This window comes from Rufibacter glacialis (assembly GCF_008271745.1).
Lineage (GTDB): Bacteria > Bacteroidota > Bacteroidia > Cytophagales > Hymenobacteraceae > Nibribacter > Nibribacter glacialis.
Genome location: NZ_VKKZ01000024.1, coordinates 286,959 through 306,851 on the forward strand (window position 1 = coordinate 286,959; position 19,893 = coordinate 306,851).

The 19,893-nt window shown below is 53.2% G+C and carries 14 protein-coding genes; 5 read left to right on the forward strand and 9 right to left on the reverse strand.

Annotation, left to right across the window (positions count from 1 at the left end; all coding sequences use genetic code 11):
* Positions 1-10: 10 nt before the first annotated feature.
* From tpiA to FOE74_RS18975, 5 genes are all read left to right on the forward strand, one after another.
* On the forward strand, positions 11-775 hold the full coding sequence (gene tpiA / locus FOE74_RS18950; protein ID WP_149100199.1) for a triose-phosphate isomerase: 765 nt from the start codon (positions 11-13) through the stop codon (positions 773-775).
* Positions 776-1,041: 266 nt separating this feature from the next.
* The gene (gene prmA / locus FOE74_RS18955) at positions 1,042-1,881 is read left to right on the forward strand and encodes a 50S ribosomal protein L11 methyltransferase (RefSeq protein WP_149100200.1); all 840 of its coding nucleotides are present in this window, start codon (positions 1,042-1,044) and stop codon (positions 1,879-1,881) included.
* Between the two features lie 14 nt (positions 1,882-1,895).
* Positions 1,896-7,007, forward strand: a complete 5,112-nt coding sequence (locus FOE74_RS18965; protein ID WP_188686992.1) for a hypothetical protein — start codon at positions 1,896-1,898, stop codon at positions 7,005-7,007.
* Between the two features lie 209 nt (positions 7,008-7,216).
* The gene (plsY, locus tag FOE74_RS18970) at positions 7,217-7,861 is read left to right on the forward strand and encodes a glycerol-3-phosphate 1-O-acyltransferase PlsY (protein ID WP_149100203.1); all 645 of its coding nucleotides are present in this window, start codon (positions 7,217-7,219) and stop codon (positions 7,859-7,861) included.
* 159 nt (positions 7,862-8,020) lie between these two features.
* A complete protein-coding gene (locus FOE74_RS18975; RefSeq protein WP_149100204.1) occupies positions 8,021-9,391 on the forward strand; it encodes a dipeptidase in 1,371 nt (456 codons plus the stop codon).
* Between the two features lie 96 nt (positions 9,392-9,487).
* Here the strand turns inward: FOE74_RS18975 and FOE74_RS18980 are convergent, their stop codons facing one another.
* The 9 genes from FOE74_RS18980 to FOE74_RS19020 form a co-directional block, all read right to left on the reverse strand.
* Entirely contained in the window at positions 9,488-10,150 is a 663-nt protein-coding gene (locus FOE74_RS18980) for a porin family protein (RefSeq protein ID WP_149100205.1), read from the reverse strand.
* Positions 10,151-10,344: 194 nt separating this feature from the next.
* Positions 10,345-10,998, reverse strand: a complete 654-nt coding sequence (locus tag FOE74_RS18985; RefSeq protein WP_149100206.1) for a porin family protein — start codon at positions 10,996-10,998, stop codon at positions 10,345-10,347.
* 389 nt (positions 10,999-11,387) lie between these two features.
* Positions 11,388-11,747, reverse strand: a complete 360-nt coding sequence (locus FOE74_RS18990; RefSeq protein WP_149100207.1) for a hypothetical protein — start codon at positions 11,745-11,747, stop codon at positions 11,388-11,390.
* A 6-nt stretch (positions 11,748-11,753) separates the two neighbouring features.
* The gene (locus FOE74_RS18995) at positions 11,754-12,452 is read right to left on the reverse strand and encodes a porin family protein (RefSeq protein WP_188686995.1); all 699 of its coding nucleotides are present in this window, start codon (positions 12,450-12,452) and stop codon (positions 11,754-11,756) included.
* Positions 12,453-12,669: 217 nt separating this feature from the next.
* Positions 12,670-14,208: a YifB family Mg chelatase-like AAA ATPase gene (locus FOE74_RS19000; protein ID WP_149100209.1), complete on the reverse strand. Its 1,539-nt coding sequence runs from the start codon at positions 14,206-14,208 to the stop codon at positions 12,670-12,672.
* A 130-nt stretch (positions 14,209-14,338) separates the two neighbouring features.
* Positions 14,339-14,923 (reverse strand): D-sedoheptulose 7-phosphate isomerase, encoded by a 585-nt coding sequence (gene lpcA / locus FOE74_RS19005; RefSeq protein ID WP_149100210.1) that lies wholly within the window; start codon positions 14,921-14,923, stop codon positions 14,339-14,341.
* 3 nt (positions 14,924-14,926) lie between these two features.
* Positions 14,927-15,424, reverse strand: a complete 498-nt coding sequence (locus FOE74_RS19010) for a hypothetical protein (protein ID WP_149100211.1) — start codon at positions 15,422-15,424, stop codon at positions 14,927-14,929.
* A gap of 169 nt (positions 15,425-15,593) precedes the next feature.
* The gene (locus tag FOE74_RS19015; RefSeq protein WP_149100212.1) at positions 15,594-17,429 is read right to left on the reverse strand and encodes an ABC transporter ATP-binding protein; all 1,836 of its coding nucleotides are present in this window, start codon (positions 17,427-17,429) and stop codon (positions 15,594-15,596) included.
* A 278-nt stretch (positions 17,430-17,707) separates the two neighbouring features.
* Positions 17,708-19,402, reverse strand: a complete 1,695-nt coding sequence (locus tag FOE74_RS19020; protein WP_149100213.1) for a hypothetical protein — start codon at positions 19,400-19,402, stop codon at positions 17,708-17,710.
* Positions 19,403-19,893: the final 491 nt, after the last annotated feature.

Here is a 19,893-nt window from a genome sequence, read left to right on the forward strand (position 1 = left end):
CTATTTGGCTATGAGAAAAAACATTGTTGCCGGCAACTGGAAAATGAACAAAACCTACCAAGATGCCCAGGCGCTGGTAAGCGAGATTGACAACATGGTAAAGGACGAGGTCACCCATGACAACGTGGAGGTGATTGTGACGCCGCCTTTCCCTTTCCTGAACTCGGTAGGCAAGTTGATCCAGGGAAACCCGCGCATGCACCTGGCCGCGCAAGACGTGAGCGCCCATGAAAGCGGAGCCTATACCGGTGAGGTGTCGGCGGCCATGCTGAAGTCCGTGGGCGTGGAGTACGTGCTGGTGGGCCATTCTGAGCGCCGCCAATACCACCAAGAAGACGCGGATCTGCTGCTGAAGAAAATGAAGGCTGCTCTGGCGCAGGGCATCAAGCCTATCTTCTGCTGCGGCGAGCCCCTGGAGGTGCGCGAGGCCGAAGACCATTTCAAGTACGTAGCCCAGCAGTTGCGGGAGACGGTGGCCCACCTGAGCAACGAGGAGTTTGACCAGATTGTGGTGGCCTATGAGCCTATCTGGGCAATTGGCACCGGCAAAACCGCCAGCAGCGCGCAGGCGCAGGAAATGCACGCTTCCATCAGAGAAGAGCTGTCGCGGTTGTTTGATGCCGAGGCGGCCTACAACAAAACCATTCTGTACGGCGGCAGCGCTAACCCCGCTAACGCCAGGGAGTTATTCTCGCAACCAGACGTAGACGGTGGCCTCATTGGCGGAGCATCCCTTAAATCACGTGATTTCACCGATATCATCAAATCTTTCTAGTTTCCGGCGGAGGCGCTTGGGAACAAGCGCTTCGGGAATTATATAGATTTTACCATATGTTTTGGGCCTGTTTTATAGAAAACAGGCCCAAATTGTTTTTAGGGCCGTGTCCAGTCGCCTGAAAGGCGGATGGAGGAGTCAAAAGATTTCTCCCGTATTTGGGCCCTTTTTCTAGAAATAAGTCTAAAACGCAAGATATTACTCTTATTTTCGTTGAAATATTTACCGCGCCTCTGTCTAATAGCAGAGTTTTTATAACCACGAGTATGAGTTTTATTGAAGTTACGGTTACCGCAGTTCCAGAATACGCTGAAATCCTGATCGCTGAATTGGGTGAACTAGGCTTTGACACCTTCCAGGAAACAGAAGAAGGGTTTCAGGCCTATATTGAAGAAGATAGATTTTCTGAAGAAGCCGTGCAGGAAGTGCTGGCGCGCTACAGCTTTGCCGGCGAGTTCCCGTACCAGACCAAAAGCATTGCCAAGCAGAACTGGAACGAGGAGTGGGAGAAGAACTTTGAGCCGCTGTTGATCGCCGGAAAAGTATCGGTTCGCGCTGATTTCCACCCCAAGCCCGAAGGCGTTTCCTATGACATTGTGATTACCCCCAAGATGTCGTTCGGGACGGGGCACCACGAGACCACCACCCTCATGATAGAGAACCAGCTCACCCTAGACCACAGCGGCAAACGCGTGCTGGACATGGGCTGCGGCACCGGTATCCTGGCCATCATGGCTGAACAATTGGGTGCCCGCCAGGTGCTGGGCGTAGACATTGAAGACTGGACTGTAGAGAACGCCCGCGAAAACGCCGAGCGTAACAACTGCACCACCCTGGAAGTACGCCTGGGAGACGCTGCCGTGCTGCACGGAGAGGCTCCTTTTGACCTTATTCTGGCCAACATCAACCGCAACGTGTTGCTGGAAGACATGCCCGTGTACAGCCAGTTCCTGCTGCCCGGCCAGCCGTTGGTGCTGAGCGGTTTCTATACCCAAGACCTTCCGCTGTTGCAGGAAAGAGCCACTGAACTTGGCCTAGAATTTGAGGCCTCCAGAGACAAGAACAACTGGGTTTCTGCCATTTTCAGGAAAACAGAGACCAAATAGCCCGCCTATCTCTTATGAAGCATTTCTATCTCTTTCTGATTTTTCTTTTGTGCGCAGTTTCCGGACAGGCCCAGAACTACAAGCTGGCTGCTGATGACCCGGAGCAGTTTGTGCTGGACCTGCGGGCCATGATGGCCGGTACCAAGAACCAGACGGCCGTGCAGACCGGTTCCGGGTTTGAGAACGCCTGGAGCAGTGGCAAGCTCAGCAATTCCCAGAAGGCCAAAGTTATGGACTTGGGGCAACAAATGCTGAAGAAGAAACTCAAGGCCCGTCCGCATTTTGAGCATTTTCTGGGTGCGCTGGGTTCCAGCGTGAACCTGCACCAGTACACCGGCGCCAACCTGGACCAACTCCTGAAGGTGATGGAGCAAACGTTGCAGAAGCAGGATTTGAAAGTATATGAGCGCTTCTTGACGAACACCCACCAGTTCCTGGCTACCAAAACCTTGTTCAAAGGGCCCAGTAACGGTGTGCAGGCGGTGAATGGCGTCTTCTCTTTTGACTACCGCGAGGGCACCCCAGAACCCGCCGCTGAGGCAGGCTGGGGCACCGACCCGGCCCCAGCGCCGGCCACGGCTTCGCCCAAAACGGTGGCTGCTCCGGCGGCCAAAGCAACTGCTCCAGCTCCCAAGCCTGCGCCCAAGAAAGTAGTGAAGCAGGAAGAGGAAGATCCCTGGGCCGCTTGGGAAACCCCTAAGAAGGTAACCAAGCCTAAACCGGCCGCTGCCAAGACCACCAAGTCTGCGGCGGGTGCTAAAACAGCCGCCAAAAAAGAAACCCCTGCCCCGGCCAAGGCCGAACCCGCCTCGGTGGTAGAGAAAGAGTATTTTGCGGCTCCTTTGCCCGTACTGGCAGGGCCGGTAGTGGTGCTGGAGAAAACCGACCTGTTGCTTACTTCGGCTTTTGACTCGGTGACCATCAAAGAAGCCAACGGCGCGGTTTCCTTGGCCAACGGCATGTACGTAGGAAAAGGCGGCAAGCTGGTCTGGAACCAATTGGGCGGTGATGCCACGGCAGAGTTCAAGGGTCTGGCCTTTGAGGTGGCCAAACCCACCTTCAAAGCCGAAGACGTAACGTTGACCTACCCGGCGGTGCTGGAAAATAGCATCCGCGGAAACCTGGAGTACCGCCTTACCAGGCCCAAAGCCAACGGCGACAACGGTTATCCCCGGTTTATCTCCCACACCAACAACGCCAAGATTAAAAGCTTCGGTTCTGATATCAAATACTTGGGCGGGCTCTCCCTATCTGGGGCTACGCTGATGAGCGCCGCCCTGGACGGCAGCCCTTCCACCATCTGGGTCTCAGACAAAGGCGACGCCAAATTCAGGGCTTCTTCCAGAAACTACACCATAAACGACAGCTTAATCACCGCCCCAGAGGCCGGGGTGGCCCTTTTCCAGGGGAAAGATTCCATCACCCACCCGGGCGTCAAGTTCAAGTACAACAAGCAAGGCAAACGGCTGGTGCTCATCAACCAGGAAGGCCATTACAAGCTCACGCCGTACTACCACTCGTACCACCAGGTAGAGCTCACCACCGATATGGCGGCCTGGAACATCACCGAGCCTAAGATAGACTTCTCTATCCTCACGGCTAAAAACGAGGTGCCGGTGCAGGTGAACTCCAAAGAGTACTTCACGCTCACCCGGTTCCAGCAGATCAAGACCATCTCCAACTTCCACCCCTTGTATGCCACCGTGGGGTATGCCCTCAAGCGCGGTTCCAAGAACTTTACCTTAGACGAGATGGCAGAGGACACCAAGATCAAGAAAGAAGTCCTCCACAATGCCCTTACCACCCTTTCGCAAAGCAACTACCTGGACTATGATTCCAAGAGCGGGAATGTGCACCTGCGCGACAAAGCCTACCATTACGTAGACGCTTCCCGTGACAAGAAAGACTACGATTACATCAACCTGAATGCCTTGTCGCCGGCGGGCCGCAACGCCACCCTTGACCTGGCCACCGGAGACCTGGTGCTGCACGGGGTAAAAGCCTTCGCGTTCCACACAGACTCTACCGTGATCGCGGAACCAGACAGCCAGACGGTACGCATCCAGAAAAACCGCAACATCCTGTTCAACGGCAAGGTGAAGTCCACTGATTTCTCGTTCCGGGGCAAAGAGTTCCTGTTTGACTATGACGGCTTCTTCATTGACCTGGCTAAGATTGACTCCACGGTGTTAACCACCAGAACCAAGGGCAAAGACGGCAAAGAGAAGGAAACGCCTTTCACGCTGGTGAACCGGGGCGGCAAGGGCCAGGCCAAGCTGTACCTCAACCGGCCAGACAACAAATCGGGCCGCAAGAAGTCTTTGGGCTACCCGGCCCTGGATGCCATCTCAGGGGCTACGGTGTATTTCAACAAACCCGAAATCCTGGGCGGCGTGTATGATACCACCGTGTATTTCAATATTCCGCCGTTCAAGATTGACAGCATGGCTAGCACCAAGCACAACGTGATCGGGTTTGCGGGCACTTTCAATTCCGGGGGTATTTTTCCGCCCTTTGAGACGAAGTTGGCGGTGCAGCCAGACGGAGCCTTAGGGTTCTCTTACCCGGTGCCCAAAGCGGGTTTTGCGGTGTACGGGGGCAAAGGCCGTTTCACTGACACGCTAACCCTAGATACCAAAGGCCTGCGCGGAAGGGGAGTACTGAGTTACCAAACGGCCACCATGCACTCGCCGGCTTTCGTGTTCTTCCTTGATTCAGCCATCACTGAGGTGGGCAAGAAAGGAAGCTTCAAAGAAGGAACCATGGCGCAGGGTTCCTACCCCAGCGGGTCGTTCAAGTCCTTTAAGATGAACTGGCACCCTTACCAAGACACCTTGCTGGTGCACACGGTGGGGAAAGAGCTGATGAGCATCTTCAACGACCGGTTTACCTACAAAGGCTCCCTGGGTTTCACGCCGTCTTCGTTATTTGGTAACGGGGTGGTGGAAAACAAAGAGGTGGCCATGAAATCACCGCTGTTCGTGTTCAAGAAAGGGCTTATTCATGGGAACAAGGCCGGCATGGAAGTCGCCTCGGCTGACAAGAAGAAGCCCGCCCTTACCACCTATGATATTTACCTGGACTTCCGCCTGGATGAAGGTTACGCCGAATACGGGGCTGAAACCAAGGGAAGCGCCACTACTGAATTTCCCTTCGCCCAATATAAGTCTTCTCTGGCTGCCGGTAAATGGGACTTCAAAACCAAGAAGCTGATGCTGTCCAACGGTAACACAGAGGGGTCTGACTCTTACTTCTACTCCATGAAACCAGGCGATGACTCCATCAGCTTCAAAGCCAAGAGTGCCGTGTATGATTTCACCAACTATACCTTGGTGGCGTCTGGCGTACCGTATATCCCGGTAGGGGACAGTTATGTTATCCCGGACAGCAACCGGGTGCAGTTCCTGAAAGATGCCGAGCTGAAGACTTTCCAGAGAGCCAGCCTGGCCATGGACTCAGTGCAGAAGTTCCACCAGATGTCTAAGGGGGAGATCCACATAGACAACCGCTTCGGCCTCACGGGCAACGCCATCTACACGTTCACCAACACCAGCGGCGACGCGTACAAGATCAAGTTTGACAAGTTTGCCTGGCAAAAGGCAGATGGCAAGAAAGACGAAGGCAAAGGAGGCGCTTTCTTCCTGGCCCAGGGAACGGTGCAGGAGAAAGATACTTTGTTCATCATCCCAAAGGTGCGCTACCACGGCAACGTGACCCTGGCGTCTAACCAGAAGACCCTGGATTTTGACGGGTACGCTAAGATGCTCTTCAGCGGCACCGAGAACTCTGACTGGTTTCCTTACAAACGTAGCAACGTAGACCCGGAAGATGTGCGACTGGAAATCAAGAACCCGGCCCTGGCCGATGGTACTCCTTTGAAAACCGGTCTCCATATCAACACCACCTCTGGCAAGATCTACAACACGTTTGTCTCCAAGAAACAGTTTGAAGATGACCTGGACGTGTTTGAGGTACAGGGGCAGCTTTCGTTTAACAAAGAAGACAAGCAATACAAACTAGGCGATGAAGGCCGGGCCTACGGGAACTCCTACACTGGCAATGTGCTCCAGTACAGTGACGTAACCAAAGAAGCCAGGTACGAGGGCCAGTTCAACCTCATCAAGCCCGTGAGAGGCTTCAAGATGACTACCGTGGGCAGCGGAACCGGCCGCACAGACAGCAGCCGGTATGAGCTGGATACCTTTATGGCCTTTGACTTTGATGCGCCTGGCCAGGCCATAGAAAGCATGGGGCAGAAAGTAGCCAAAGATGTGGCCGGCATGCCCGAAGGTGTGGACTTGAACAACCCCACGCTGCCCTACAAGCTAGCCGCCTTTGTAGGCGACAATGGCGTGGCAGACTTCAAGACGGTCACAGCCAAGGGTTACGTGCCGTTCTCCAAGATATCGCCTAAGCTCATTCATACGCTGGTCTTGAACCAGGTAAACCTGAAGTGGTCACCTAAGAACAATGCCTGGTACAGTGTAGGACCCATCAGTATTGCCGGTATTGACAAAGTAGACGTAAATGCCAAAATCAATGGTCATATGGAAATCAAAGCGGGTGCCGCCGGCGATGTGGTCTCTATGTACCTGGAGGTGAACCCGTATTCCTGGTATTACTTCAGCTTCAATGAAGGCGGCCTGGGCATGGCTTCCTCTGATCCGCAGTTCAATGCCGCCGTGGCCTCCAAGTCAAAAGGCCGGGGCATGGCTGGTGGTTCCTACACTTTCTATCCGGTGGAAGACATTGACAAGATGGAGTTCGTGAACTACTTCCGGAAAACGTACCTGGGCAAAGAGGCGTTGAAAGCGGCGCCACAACCAACCTACAACACCTTTGACACCGCCCCAGAGGAAGATGCCGGCAAAAAGGGCAAGAAGAAAAAGAAAGCCGACGAAGTGGACACCGGGTTCGCACCTGCCGACTTTGACACGCCGGTAGCGCCGCCGCAGGATTCCAAAGGGAAAGACAAAAAGAAGAAGAAGGAAGAAGCGCCGGACGTGGTGCCGGCGGGCTTTGAAACCCCGGTAACTGAGCAGGAAGATGCTTCGGGCAAAAAGAAGAAAGACAAGAAGAAGAAAGGCGAAGTACCCCCACCAGACATTGACCCGGCCGGAAACTAAGCTAACTGGTTAAGGATCCCTGGCAGAGAAGGTTACTCAGCAGCATCCCGTTTTAGGGCAGGTTTTCAGAAATCTGCCTTAAAACGGGATGTTCCATTTAAGGGAGTCTAATTGGCCTTTGCTAGGGCTTTTCCTATATTTGAAGGAAGATAAGGGCGGAAGGGCAAGGGTTTTTTCCGTAGTAGAGAACTAAACAACACCAAAAGCGCATGGAGGTAGTCATTATTGGCGGGATCATTTTGTTGGCGTATCTGATTGGGTCTATACCTACGGCAGTGTGGGTGGGCAAAAGTTACTACGGCATTGACGTGCGCCAGCACGGCAGCGGAAACGCCGGGGCCACCAACACGTTCAGGGTGCTGGGCAAAAAACCGGGTTCCATTGTCATGGCCGTGGATATCTTCAAAGGCTGGGCCGCCACCTCGCTGGCACACCTGTTGGTGCTCTGGAACGTGATTGAGCCCGACCAGTTGATTATGTTCAAGCTGATTCTGGGCGTGGTGGCCGTGTTGGGGCATATATTCCCGGTGTACGTGGGCTTCAAAGGAGGCAAAGGCGTGGCTACGCTCATGGGCATGGTGCTGGCCGTGCACTTACAGGTGGCGCTGCTCTGCCTGGGTATTTTTATTGTGGTGTTGTTGCTCACCAAATACGTGTCTCTGAGTTCTATGCTGGCGGCTATCGCTTTTCCGTTGCTGTTGCTGCTGCCCATGTTCAAGCCTGATACTCCGCTGCTGCTGATCTTCGGGATTTTTATAGCCATCATGGTGGTGCTCACGCACAAGAAGAACATTACCCGGCTCTTGCAGGGCGTAGAAAGCAAAGCCAACATCAATCCCTTCAACAGTAAATAAGCCTTGGGGCAGCAACCTGATAAGCGCCTGTTTTCCTGGAAAGAGGTGAAAAACAGCCGCATCAGTTTTTCGCGACAGAAGGCTAGCCCTGAACTCATACATTCACCCTGGGAGCACCTTCTGTAAAAGAGAAGGGGCTTTCACCTTTAATATCCTACTATGAAAGCCTATATTGATCAGAACAAAGACCGGTTTCTGGCAGAGTTGCTGGAGTTGCTGCGCATACCGTCTGTAAGCGCCGATGCCTCTTTCAAAGGAGACGTGGTACGCGCGGCGGAATACCTGAGAGAGAAACTGGCCGCCGCCGGCGCCGACAACGCCCAACTGTTCCAGACGGCCGGGAACCCTATTGTGTACGCCGATAAGATCATTGACCCGTCCCTGCCTACCGTGCTGGTGTACGGCCATTATGACGTGCAGCCCGCAGACCCTTATGAACTCTGGAATTCGCCACCTTTTGAGCCCGTGATCAAAGACGAGAAGATCTACGCCCGCGGCGCCTGCGATGACAAAGGCCAGACCTACATGCACGTGAAAGCCTTTGAAACCATGATGCAGCAGCAAACCCTGCCCTGCAACGTGAAGTTCATGATTGAGGGCGAAGAAGAGGTGGGCTCCGTGAACCTGGCCACCTTTGTGAAGGAGAACAAAGCCCGCCTCAAAGCTGATATCATCGTGATCTCTGATACCGGCATGCTGGCCAATGACGTGCCTTCGGTGACCACTGGCTTGCGCGGCCTCAGCTACCATGAAGTAGAGGTAACCGGCCCTAACCGCGACCTGCACTCGGGCTTGTACGGAGGCGCAGTGGCCAACCCCATCAACATCCTGTGCAAGATGATTGCCTCTTTGCACGATGAGAACAACCACATCACCATTCCCGGGTTCTATGACAAGGTAGAGGAGCTGAGCGCTGAAGAACGGGCCGAGATGGCACGCGCACCTTTCAGCCTTGATGCTTATAAAAAAGCCCTGGACTTGTCAGACGTGCACGGTGAGGAAGGCTACAGCACCATGGAGCGCAACTCCATCAGACCTACCCTAGACGTGAACGGCATCTGGGGCGGCTACACCGGCGAAGGCGCCAAAACCGTGATTGCCTCCAAGGCTTTTGCCAAAATCTCTATGCGCCTGGTACCGCACCAAACCTCAGAGGAAATAAGCGAGCTGTTCCAGAAGCACTTTGAATCTATTGCGCCGCCCAGTGTGAAGGTGGTGGTGAAACCGCACCACGGCGGCGAACCGGTAGTGACGCCTACCACTTCAGCGGGGTATCAGGCGGCGGCCAGAGCCATGGAAGATACCTTTGGCAAGAAGCCGGTGCCGGTGCGCAGCGGCGGCAGTATTCCTATTGTGGCCATGTTCAAATCTGAGCTGGAAACCGACACCGTACTCATGGGCTTCGGGCTGGATTCAGACGCCATCCACTCGCCTAATGAGCACTTTGGGGTTTTCAACTTCATGAAAGGCATAGAAACCATTCCGTTGTTCTACCAGCATTTTGCCGCCTTGCACGCGCAGAACGCGTAAGGCTTATAGGGCGTTTAGTCCAAAACAAGTCTAAAACAGAAAACCCCGCAAGCAGTAGCGGGGTTTTCTGTTTTAATGGTAAGCTGTCAAAAGTAGTTAGCGGCTGATGGGGAAGCCAACGGAAAGCTGGAACAAGGAGTGGCGGGCATCTTTGAAATCGCCCTGCACTGAATTGGCGCTGGCATCTTCGCCCAGGTCTGTAAAAGCTCCGTTGTAACGCAAGCCCAGGCTAATGCCGCTTTGGGTAGCAAACCCTAAGCCGGCCGCGTAGCCAATCTCAAAGTCTGAGTAGCCTTCTTTGCTTTTCTCACTCACCGTGCGATCCACCAGCGTGCCCTTGCTGTCATATTGCTTTGTCTTATCATTCACACTCATTAGGTAAGAGACCTGTGGGCCGGCCTCAAAGAAGAAGCTTCCGGCTTTAACCTTGGCAAGTACAGGTACGTCAATATAATTGAAGTTAGCAGTGCCTTCATACCGATATTGACCCTGTAGCAGCGTGTTCTCTACTTTGTCATCATACTTGAACCCTTTGTTGGAGTAAAGGACTTCCGGCTGGATGGAGAAGAAATCGCCCACGATGGGTGCGTTGAAATATACCCCGGCATTGAAGCCAAGTTTGTTGTTGAACCGTGATTCATCCTTCAGGTCTCCGGAAAGGTTGGAATAGTTAAGCCCGCCTTTGATCCCGAACGTAGATTGTGCCTGCGCGGCGTAGGAGGCCACTACGGCTACGAATAAGAAGACTAGTTTTTTCATGGTTTTAAAAATTTGAGTTTAGTTCCCTTGTCTGAAAGTATTTTATCAAACACTGTGCCTAAACCTGGCAAAAGCGGGTGCGCTGAAACGGTTTACCGGCTGTTTTTAAGTAAAGGGCTGAAAATGAGGGCAAAAAAATAGGAGGAACCAACACCAGCTGGCTCCTCCTATTTTTCTAGGGATGCATGACGCGATTAACGACCTCCAAACACGTACCCTAACGTCAGTTGGAAGGCAGAATGACGGGCATTGCCCAGCTCATCATGGTCATCTTTGGCCAGGGCGTTAATGCCACCCGTGTAGCGCAGGCCTAAACTCAAGCCAGCCTCCGTCTGATACCCTAAACCTGCGGCATATCCAATCTCCAGTTCAGACAGATCGTCTTTGTCAATTCTTCTGGAATTATCAAAGTCATTGTTGCCAATCTTGGTTTCTGTTTTGTCTTTGATACCTAACAGGTAAGACACCTGCGGACCACCTTCAAAGAACAGGCCACCAGCATTGATTCTCAACAGCACGGGCAAATCCAGGTAGTTATAGTTCATATCGCCTTTGCTCTTGTAGGTGATATTATCTATGGTGTACTCCTCGTCACGGTACTGGTACCCGCGTTGCGAGAAGAGTAATTCTGGCTGAATAGATAAGAAACCATCACCGGTCAGGTCGAAGTTAGCCGTTAAACCACCTACAAAGCCTAGTTTGTTCTCGTAGATATCCTCGTTGGCCAGTTCTTTCCCTGAAATGTTAGAGTAATTTGCTCCGGCTTTGATCCCGATACGTGGACCATTCTGTGCCTGTGCAACGCTGAAAGTAAGCGCGGCTGCTACAAATAATACAATCTTTTTCATAGTGGTACTTAGGTAAAAGTAAGAGGATGCCACAGTAGCGATCCCTGTTAAAACCCTCCATTATACGGCCCTGCAAGAAAATGTTGGCTTTTTATCGCCCGAACTTTAAGTTTAAGAAAAATAATCGGGTTTTTATCAACTTAGCAAAAGCCAAGTGCTGCCTTTGAGGCTTTGTTAGTCAACGCCTTAGGGAAAAAGATGGATGGGTGAAGGAACCAGGGCATGCCAACAAAAAAACTCAGGCATTCTTTTTGTCTGAAAAACTACCAAAAGCAGCGTCTCCCACCAACCAGCCGCCCAAAATTGGACATCATGGAGTACCTGAGAAGGCCGGGCATAAAAAAAGGGGCCTGCCAGCAGACCCCTTTTTTTATGTTGTTGCAGTGGACCTATCTGCCACCAAGCATAAAGCTTAAAGAAAGCTGGAAAACAGAATTATGCACTTTTCCTGCTTCAAAATTCTCACTGCCCTCTTTATAGATCTTGCTTATGCCCCCATTGTATCTCAAGCCTAACCCGAGGCCTTCTGTAAACTGATACCTTAGGCTAGCAGCATAACTGAAGTCAACTTTATTAGTATATTCTTTAATACTTACAGAAACGTGTTCCATCTTTCCATATGATTTCAGAAGGAAAGAAACCGTATTGGCAAATTCAAAGAATAAACTGTCTACGGTAATGCGGGCTAAAACAGGTATTGCAATATATTTAATTTGACCTCTGAGGGTTGCATTACCACCGCCAAGCAAAAGTGATTACCTGGCCCCAAACCTGTAGCTCAACGAAAGTTGAAAGACAGAATTCTTCATTTTGCCGGAGGGTAAGCCCAAGCCTTCATCGTCGCTGTCTTGGTCAGACTCTTTGTAAAGGTCATTTAAGCCTCCTTGGTATCTAAGTGTTAAGCCTAAGCCACTGGGAAGTTCATAGCCGATGCCAGCCGCGTACCCAAACTCAAAGCGTTTCATGTCCTCGGTAGTTTCTACGGTTTCATCCATGGAGAAATCCATGCCGTCGCTCGATAGCTTCATCTTCATGTCTGCTTCTGATTTAAGCAGGTAAGAGAACGTAGGACCGCCTTCGAAGAACAAGTTTCCGGCCTTTATGTGCGCCAGCACCGGTACCTCCAAGTACTGGTGAATCATTTTACCGTCTATTTCACCGCTAATAGTTTGCTCATCGCCAAATTCATCTTCCACTACTTCTGTGGCCCTGAATTCATACTTGGCGCCTTTTCTGGAATACAGCAGTTCTGGCCTAATAGAAACCATGTCAGATATACCAAAGTCTGCGAAGGCCCCCAAGTGGAAGTCTGGCTTATATTTAATGCCATTGTCTTTGTCGGCGGTAATGGTGCTGTAGTTAGCCCCGACTTTTACGCCAAAAGAAGGTCCAGTTTGTGCCTGTGCGAAGTAAGAAGCGAAAATCGCGAAGGTGAGAATTGCTAATTTTTTCATTAGGGTTAGGTTGAGGTAAAATGATTTATAGGAAGTAAAAGCAGGCATTTGTGCCGAGGCCTTCCCGGTGCCGCTTTCTATATTCCAGACAGCGTTCTTCCTTTATACCCCTATTGTTCTAAATTTTATAAAAAAGCTATCTCAAAAGGCCAGTGCTCCAATCTTATAATAGAGGCGCTAGCTTTTCAAGGTAGCTTTTAAACCAAAGCAAAAACAATCAACCCGCCCAGCCTTCGCGGTCCAGGCTTCGGTATTGGATGGCCTCTGCCAAATGCTCAATCTTGATGTCTTCTGAACCAGCTAAATCCGCTATGGTACGGCTCACCTTGAGAATGCGGTCATACGCCCGGGCCGAAAGCCCCAGTTTCTCCATGGCCGCTTTCAGCAACAGACGGCCCGCCTCATTGATGCGACACAGGTCTTTCACCATCTGTGGGGGCATCATGGCATTGGAATGGATGTCTGGGAAAGCCTCAAACCGTTGGGCCTGCCATTGGCGCGCCCGTTCTACCCGTTCCCTGATATCCGCGCTGGTTTCGGTTCTACGGGTCTCGGTCATCTGGTCAAAAGACACCGGCGTCACCTCCACGTGCAGGTCAATGCGGTCCAGCAAGGGGCCACTTACCTTGTTCAGGTAGCGCTGCACCACCCCTGGGCCACATACGCATTCTTTGCTTGGGTCATTGTAGAAGCCACAGGGGCAGGGGTTCATACTGGCCACCAACATGAAATTGGCCGGGAAGTCAATGGTGAGCTTAGCCCGTGAGATGGTGACCCGGCGTTCCTCCAGCGGCTGCCGCATGACTTCCAGCACCGTGCGCTTGAATTCTGGCAGTTCATCCAGAAACAGGACCCCGTTATGCGACAAAGAGATCTCGCCCGGCTGCGGATTGCCGCCGCCGCCCACCAGGGCCACGTCTGAAATGGTATGGTGAGGCGCCCTGAACGGACGTTGCGCCAGCAAAGAGCCCTGCATCCCTAACTTACCCGCCACAGAATGGATTTTGGTGGTCTCCAGCGCTTCATGCAGCGTGAGCGGGGGCAAGATAGAGGGCAGCCGTTTGGCCAGCATGGTTTTACCCGCGCCGGGTGGGCCTATCATGATCACGTTATGGCCCCCGGCCGCCGCAATTTCCAGGGCGCGCTTGATGTTTTCCTGGCCCTGTACATCAGCAAAGTCGGCGGTATATTGGTGTGCGGTGGCCTGGAAAAGATCACGGGTGTCTATCTGCAGTGGGGGAATGGAGAGGGTACCGGTTAAAAAGTCAATGGCTTCTTTGAGGGTAGACACGCCAATCACCTCCAGGTTGTTCACAATGGCCGCCTCCTGCGCGTTCTGCTTGGGCAGGATAAAACCCTTGAAGCCTTCTTTGCGGGCCTGGATGGCAATGGGCAATACACCTTTGATGGGTCGCAGCTCCCCGTCCAGTGCCAGTTCGCCCATGATCAGGTATTGGTCCAGGTGGTCAGGGAGAAGTTGGTCAGAGGCGGCCAGAATACCGAGGGCAATGGGCAGATCATAGGCAGAGCCCTCTTTCCTGACATCGGCGGGCGCCATGTTGATGACCACCTTCTGCCGGGGCATACGGTAGCCGTGGTGCTTCAACGCCGACTCAATGCGTTGCTCGCTTTCTTTGATGGCATTGTCTGGTAGGCCCACCAGGAAATACTTGGTGCCCGGGGTCACATTTACTTCAATGGTGATGGTGAAGGCATGCACACCCTGCACCGCGCTTCCGAAGGTCTTTACAAGCATAGAAGAGACAGATACAATATTAGATATTGAATATATTTATGGGTAGGCCCACAGAAATGGCCTGTATTTACTTCTCTTGCTCTGTTCAGTGCCTGACGAGCCTTATGCTGGCGCTTTGCCTTACCAGAGGTTACGCCATCTGCTTTTCCAGCAGCAGAATGAGAATATGAATCACCTTAATATGGATCTCCTGGATTCTATCGGCGTAGCCGAAGTGGGGCACTCTTATTTCCACATCACTCAAGGCGGCCAGTTTTCCACCGTCTTTGCCGGTAAGCGTGACTACGTGCGCGCCCTGGGCCTTGGCGGCCTCCGCGGCTTTTAATACGTTGGCAGAGTTGCCGCTGGTGCTGATGCCTAATAATACGTCGCCGGGGCGGGCCAGGGCTTGCACATAGCGGGAGAACACCTGGTCATAGCCGTAGTCATTGGAGACGCAGCTCAAATGGCTGGGGTCTGCGATGGAGATGGCGGCCATGGGAGCCCGGTCATCGCGGTAGCGGCCGGTGAGTTCCTCAGCGAAATGCATGGCATCACACATAGAGCCGCCGTTGCCGCAGGAAAGAATCTTGCCTCCGTTCTTTAGGCTGTGGGCCATGAGCTGCGCAGCCGCCTCAATAGCGGCAATAGAGGCAGGCTGGGTCAGAAATTGGGTGAGCACCTGTTGGGCTTGCTGCAGTTCCTGCAGGATAAGGGCAGATGGCGAGGTAGTCATGTACTAGAGTAAAGGCCGGTGATCTGCCGGCGGCAGGTTGGGGTTCTCGTCTGGGTTCAACGTAGGGGGCATGGGAGCGGGCGTGATGATCAGTGTCTGCTCGTCATCATCTGAGGTATGCAAACGCGGGCCAACGGGCGGGGTGGTCTCCCCGGGCCGGGCGGGATCAGGCTGCGGAACAAGCGGATTCCCTGAGGCTTTCATCTGCTGGTCATAATGCTTGGCCTTGAGTTGGGTATGCTTTGTCCGCAACTCTGCGTGCTGCCGGCTCTCGCGCTCCAGGCTACGTTTCAAGGTGGCAATATACACGTTTTCTACCAGGAGTTCTGCCAGCAGCAGTATGGCGCCGGCCCAAAGCAGTCGGTTGAAGAATTCCGCATCGTCTGCCAAGTCAAAGAGCGCCACAAACTTAGAGACGCTCAGGATGCGCAGCAAAAACAGGAAGGCAACCAGCAGGTACACCATCACCAGAATATTCAAGATTTTTTTCAGGGCTTCCATAGGCAGGCAGAATAACAAACATTAAGAATAACGAATATTCTAGTCTGTACGCAAACGCCGCAAAATAGCTGTAACCGGTTTAGGAATGCCTGAAGGTAAGAAGCCGCTTTGGGCCTGTTTCCAATAAAACAGGCCCAAAGCGGCTTCAAAGAAAGAGCGTAGTTCTGGCCTAGGCCGTTGTGTACTGCATCTTGGTGAGTTTGAAGTACAGCCCGCCTTGCTGCACCAATTCAGCGTGGTTGCCGCGCTCTACAATGCGCCCTCCTTGCAAGACAATGATCTCATCTGCGTGCTGGATGGTGCTTAAGCGGTGGGCGATGACCAGCGAGGTGCGGTTCTTCATGAGGTTGGTCAGGGCCTCCTGCACCAGCTTCTCAGACTCGGTGTCCAGGGCAGAGGTGGCCTCGTCCATGATCAGGATAGGCGGGTTCTTCAAGATGGCGCGGGCTATGCTCAGGCGCTGGCGCTGGCCCCCTGACAACTTGCTGCCCCGGTCCCCGATCACGGTTTGGTACCCCTCCGGCGATTGCATGATGAAGTCATGGGCGTTCGCGATCTTGGCGGCGGCAATGACCTCGGCCTCGGTGGCATTGGTCTTGTTGAAGGCGATGTTGTTGAAAATGGTGTCATTGAAGAGAATGGACTCCTGCGTAACAATGCCCATCTGCTCCCGGATGGAGTGCAGCGAGCAGTCGCGCAGGTCTTGGCCGTCAATGGTGATGGCGCCTTGGGTGGGGTCATAGAAACGGGGCAGCAGATCGGCTAGCGTTGACTTACCGCCGCCCGATGGGCCTACCAACGCAATGGTCTTGCCTTTGGGAATACGCAGGTTGATCTCTTGCAGAATAGGATCATTGCCGTACTGGAAGCTCACGTTCTGGAACTCTATGGCCTGGGTGAACTCTGGCAAGGTCTTGGAATCCGGTCGGTCCCGGATCAAGGGTTCGGTGTCAATCAGGGTGAGCACGCGCTGGCCAGACACCAGCCCGCGCTGGATGTTGCTGAACGCATTGGAGATGGCTTTCACCGGCACCAGTACCTGGGAGAACAGGGCCAGGTAAGCAATGAGGTCTTCGCCGTCCAAATCAGATTCTCCGCTCAGCACCAGAGAGCCGCCGTAGAAGAGAATGCCTGCCACGGCCGTAACGCCCATGAACTCAGAGAAAGGCGAGGCCAGACTGCGTTTGTTGTTCATAGAGGTGATGATGCGGGCGTACAGGCTGTTGCTCTGCTCAAACTTGTGCAGCACGTAGGGCTGGGCGTTGAAGCCTTTTATCACGCGCAGGCCGCCCAAGGTCTCGTCAATGATGCCTAAGATAGAACCCAGCGCGTCTTGCCCCTGGGTAGACTGGCGTTTCAGTTTTTTAGAGATACTGGAGATGACCAACCCCGAAGCCGGGAGCACCAGCAAACTGAAGAACGTTAACTGCGGGGAGATATAGAAAAGCACCACAAAATACCCGATCAACAGAAAAGGCTCCCGAAACAGCACGTTCAGGGTACTCACCACTGAGTTCTCCACTTCTTGCACGTCGTTGGTGAGGGTAGACATGATGTTGCCCTTGCGCTGGTTAGAGAAAAAGCTCAGCTGGAGTTGGGTGAGGCGCTCAAACACCTGCATTCTCAGGTTTTTCACTACCCGGGCGCGCACCACGCCTTCAATCCGGAGGCCGATGTAACGGAACAGGTTGGCCAGCAAAACGGAGATCACCAGCAAGATACAGATGAAGCGCAGGGCGCCAATGCTGCCCTCGGCCTGGATGATCTGCCCCACATGGTAGTAGAAGAACTGGGTAAACCAACTAATATTCAACTGGAAGGCCGGGACAACCGCCGGAATGTCTTCCATGGTCTTGCCCTGGCCAAAGAGTACTTTGAGCAAAGGAGCCAATAAACCGAAGTTCAGGACCCCAAAGATGGTAGCCAATAAGGTGGCAATGGCGTACCACGGAACGTACTGGCTAAACGGCCGCGCAAATTTTAAAATGCGGAAATAAGTTTTCATTCCGGCAAAGGTACGGCTTTGCCGGAATGAATCAGCATGCCAGGACCAAGCGGGTGTTTAGAAGCCATTTGCAGAAAAACAGCCTCTAAACGTCCATACCCGCCCGCGGGCAATGGGTAGGCAGTTCTGCTGTTGTATGTATTATGGAAAACCTACTTCCGGCCCCTGCGGACGGCGGCCTTCTTTTCCATCTTCCAAAGACTTGCCCTGACCGTTATAAAGCAGCCAGGCCCGCCCCTCAGGAAGAAGGGCGGGCCTGGCTGTTGGGGCAGAAGCCTTTAGAATTCGTGGGTGCGTTGCGGGAGGTTCCACCGGAAAGAGACCGCTGAAAAGGCGCTCTTTTGGTCAAAACGGCTGTCATTCGCCTTGGCCTGGCGCACCACCTGGGTCACATCCAGGAACATGTTGTACCTGAGCTGAAAGGATGCCGTGGCCTCGCCGTACACCTGGTTCGTGGTCACGCCTTCCCCAATCTGGAAGCCATAGTCGCGGGGACGGGTGGTGTAGGGTTTCAACACGTTGCCGCCGTAATTGTAGGCCAAGGTGCCGCCGTCTGGGTCAAACGGATCCACGATAGGGTCTGGGTCTTGGCCGTAGCGGGTGGCAATGGCTTTGGCGGTGATGGTGAGTTTAGGGATAGGCTGGTACCGCACAATGGCCACGGCCTCGGCCAGGTTGGCGCCCATGGGGTGGGCCAGGGGCTGCAGGTAATGCTGGTAGTTTTTAGAGGCGTCTTCGTGCTGGTACGTGTACGGGCGGGCCAGATTAAGCTCTCCCTGCAAGTCCAGGTTGGAGACCCCGAAGGCATCTATGTACTTGGCCCCGCCTTGGAGCCCGAATTTGTTTCCCCACCAGCCGTTGCCGGCCCGCAGTTCACTGATCAGGAATTCATCCAGCACGGCCTGCCCATAGAGTTGTACCCGGTTAGCGATGTTCCATTTGAAGTCCATCCCCAACAAAGCGTTGTCTTCAGAGCCCAGGCCCTGTTCCACGCTGCGGTAGAAGATAACCGGGTTCAGGTACTGCAGCTCAAAACGACCGTGGTCGCGCCCGAAGATGATAGACTCAAACAACCCCACGTTCAGGTTGGGCAGAATGTTCACGCTGAGGTGGTGCAGGGTCATGTATTTCTTGTCATACAGCTGATCTGCGAATTTAAAGTCCTGGGTGAGTTCCGCGTAGAGGTTGGTGTACTGCAGTTTCCAGACCTGGGTCTGCAGTTTCAGGAAGAAGTACGGCGCCGCGTAGTCTGACAGGATCATGGACCTGAAACCGTTACCGATGAAGTGGCGGTCATGGCCCAGCATCACGCTGATGTGCTTGGTGGCCGTATAGTTGATGTACCCACGGGCGGAAAAGAAGTCATAGCCGCCGCTGCTCCCGAAGGGCTTCCAATAGGCCTCATGGGGAACAATGTTGTCACGTGAAACACGCTCGTTCACGTAGCCCGGCAGTTTTACCTGGTTATCGGCGAGGAAGGTGTAGAAACCCAGTTTCTCGTCAATAGAACCTTCCACCTGTAAACCCCGCGTGTTGAGGTAGCGCAGACCATCGGTGTCAGTATCCTTGCCGGCCTGCAGGCCGATGACCGGGTTCACGCGCAGGGTGAACTCTGGGCTTTCATAGTGGTAGAAATCGGTCTTGTTTTGGAAAAACGGCCCCAAAGAGCGCTGGCTCTCATTGAGTCGTGAGTTGCGGGTGTAGTTCCAGTTATCGTTGATGAGGTAATTGGCGTTGTACTCATCGGTGGCGGAACCGCCTTGCGCGTCTTGGCGAACTTCTTCGCCTAGGGCAGCCACCCGGGCGCGGCCGTAAGGCTTGAAGGAAGTGTGCAGGTTCTCAGGGTTATGCTTGATGTGGTAACGGTCAATGACCCGGTAGACATCTGGGTTAAGGGGCACGGTGGCATCCTGCGCCACGGCTGAACCAGAAAGTAAAACCAGACCCAACAGCAGACGGTATGTTTTTCTCATAGAAAGGGATTGTAGACGCGAAGTTAATGCAATTTTGACGTGTACTCTCTCGGGGGGCAATGGGTTGCCTGAAGGAGTTCTGAGTTCAGAGTCTTGAGTTCTGAGTCTTGGGTCTTGGGTTGTTTTTGGCTGTTTCTGGCAAAAGTAGGGTGAAACAGCATTTGCTCTTACGCGAGTATGCCCGGTCGTCCCTTGGAAGGGGGTAGGGGATGATCCACGGTTGCTGATCAGGTATTCCCGAGAATCGTTTTGCCCTTTTTATTGCGGTTGCTTAAGGTTCTTCAGCGGCCTTTGTCATCCCTACCCACTTTAAAGGTATGGCCGTTAAGTTCTACCTTGAGGGCTTAAACTGGGGTGCAGTTCATGACCATTCTTGCCTAGTTTGAGGCTTTCGCCTCACTGAAGTTGCAAACTTCAGCTCATTTTGGGTCCAAGTTAGAAACTTGAACCAGCTATATTTTTAGAACTTAACGGCCCTACCCTCTTCAAGG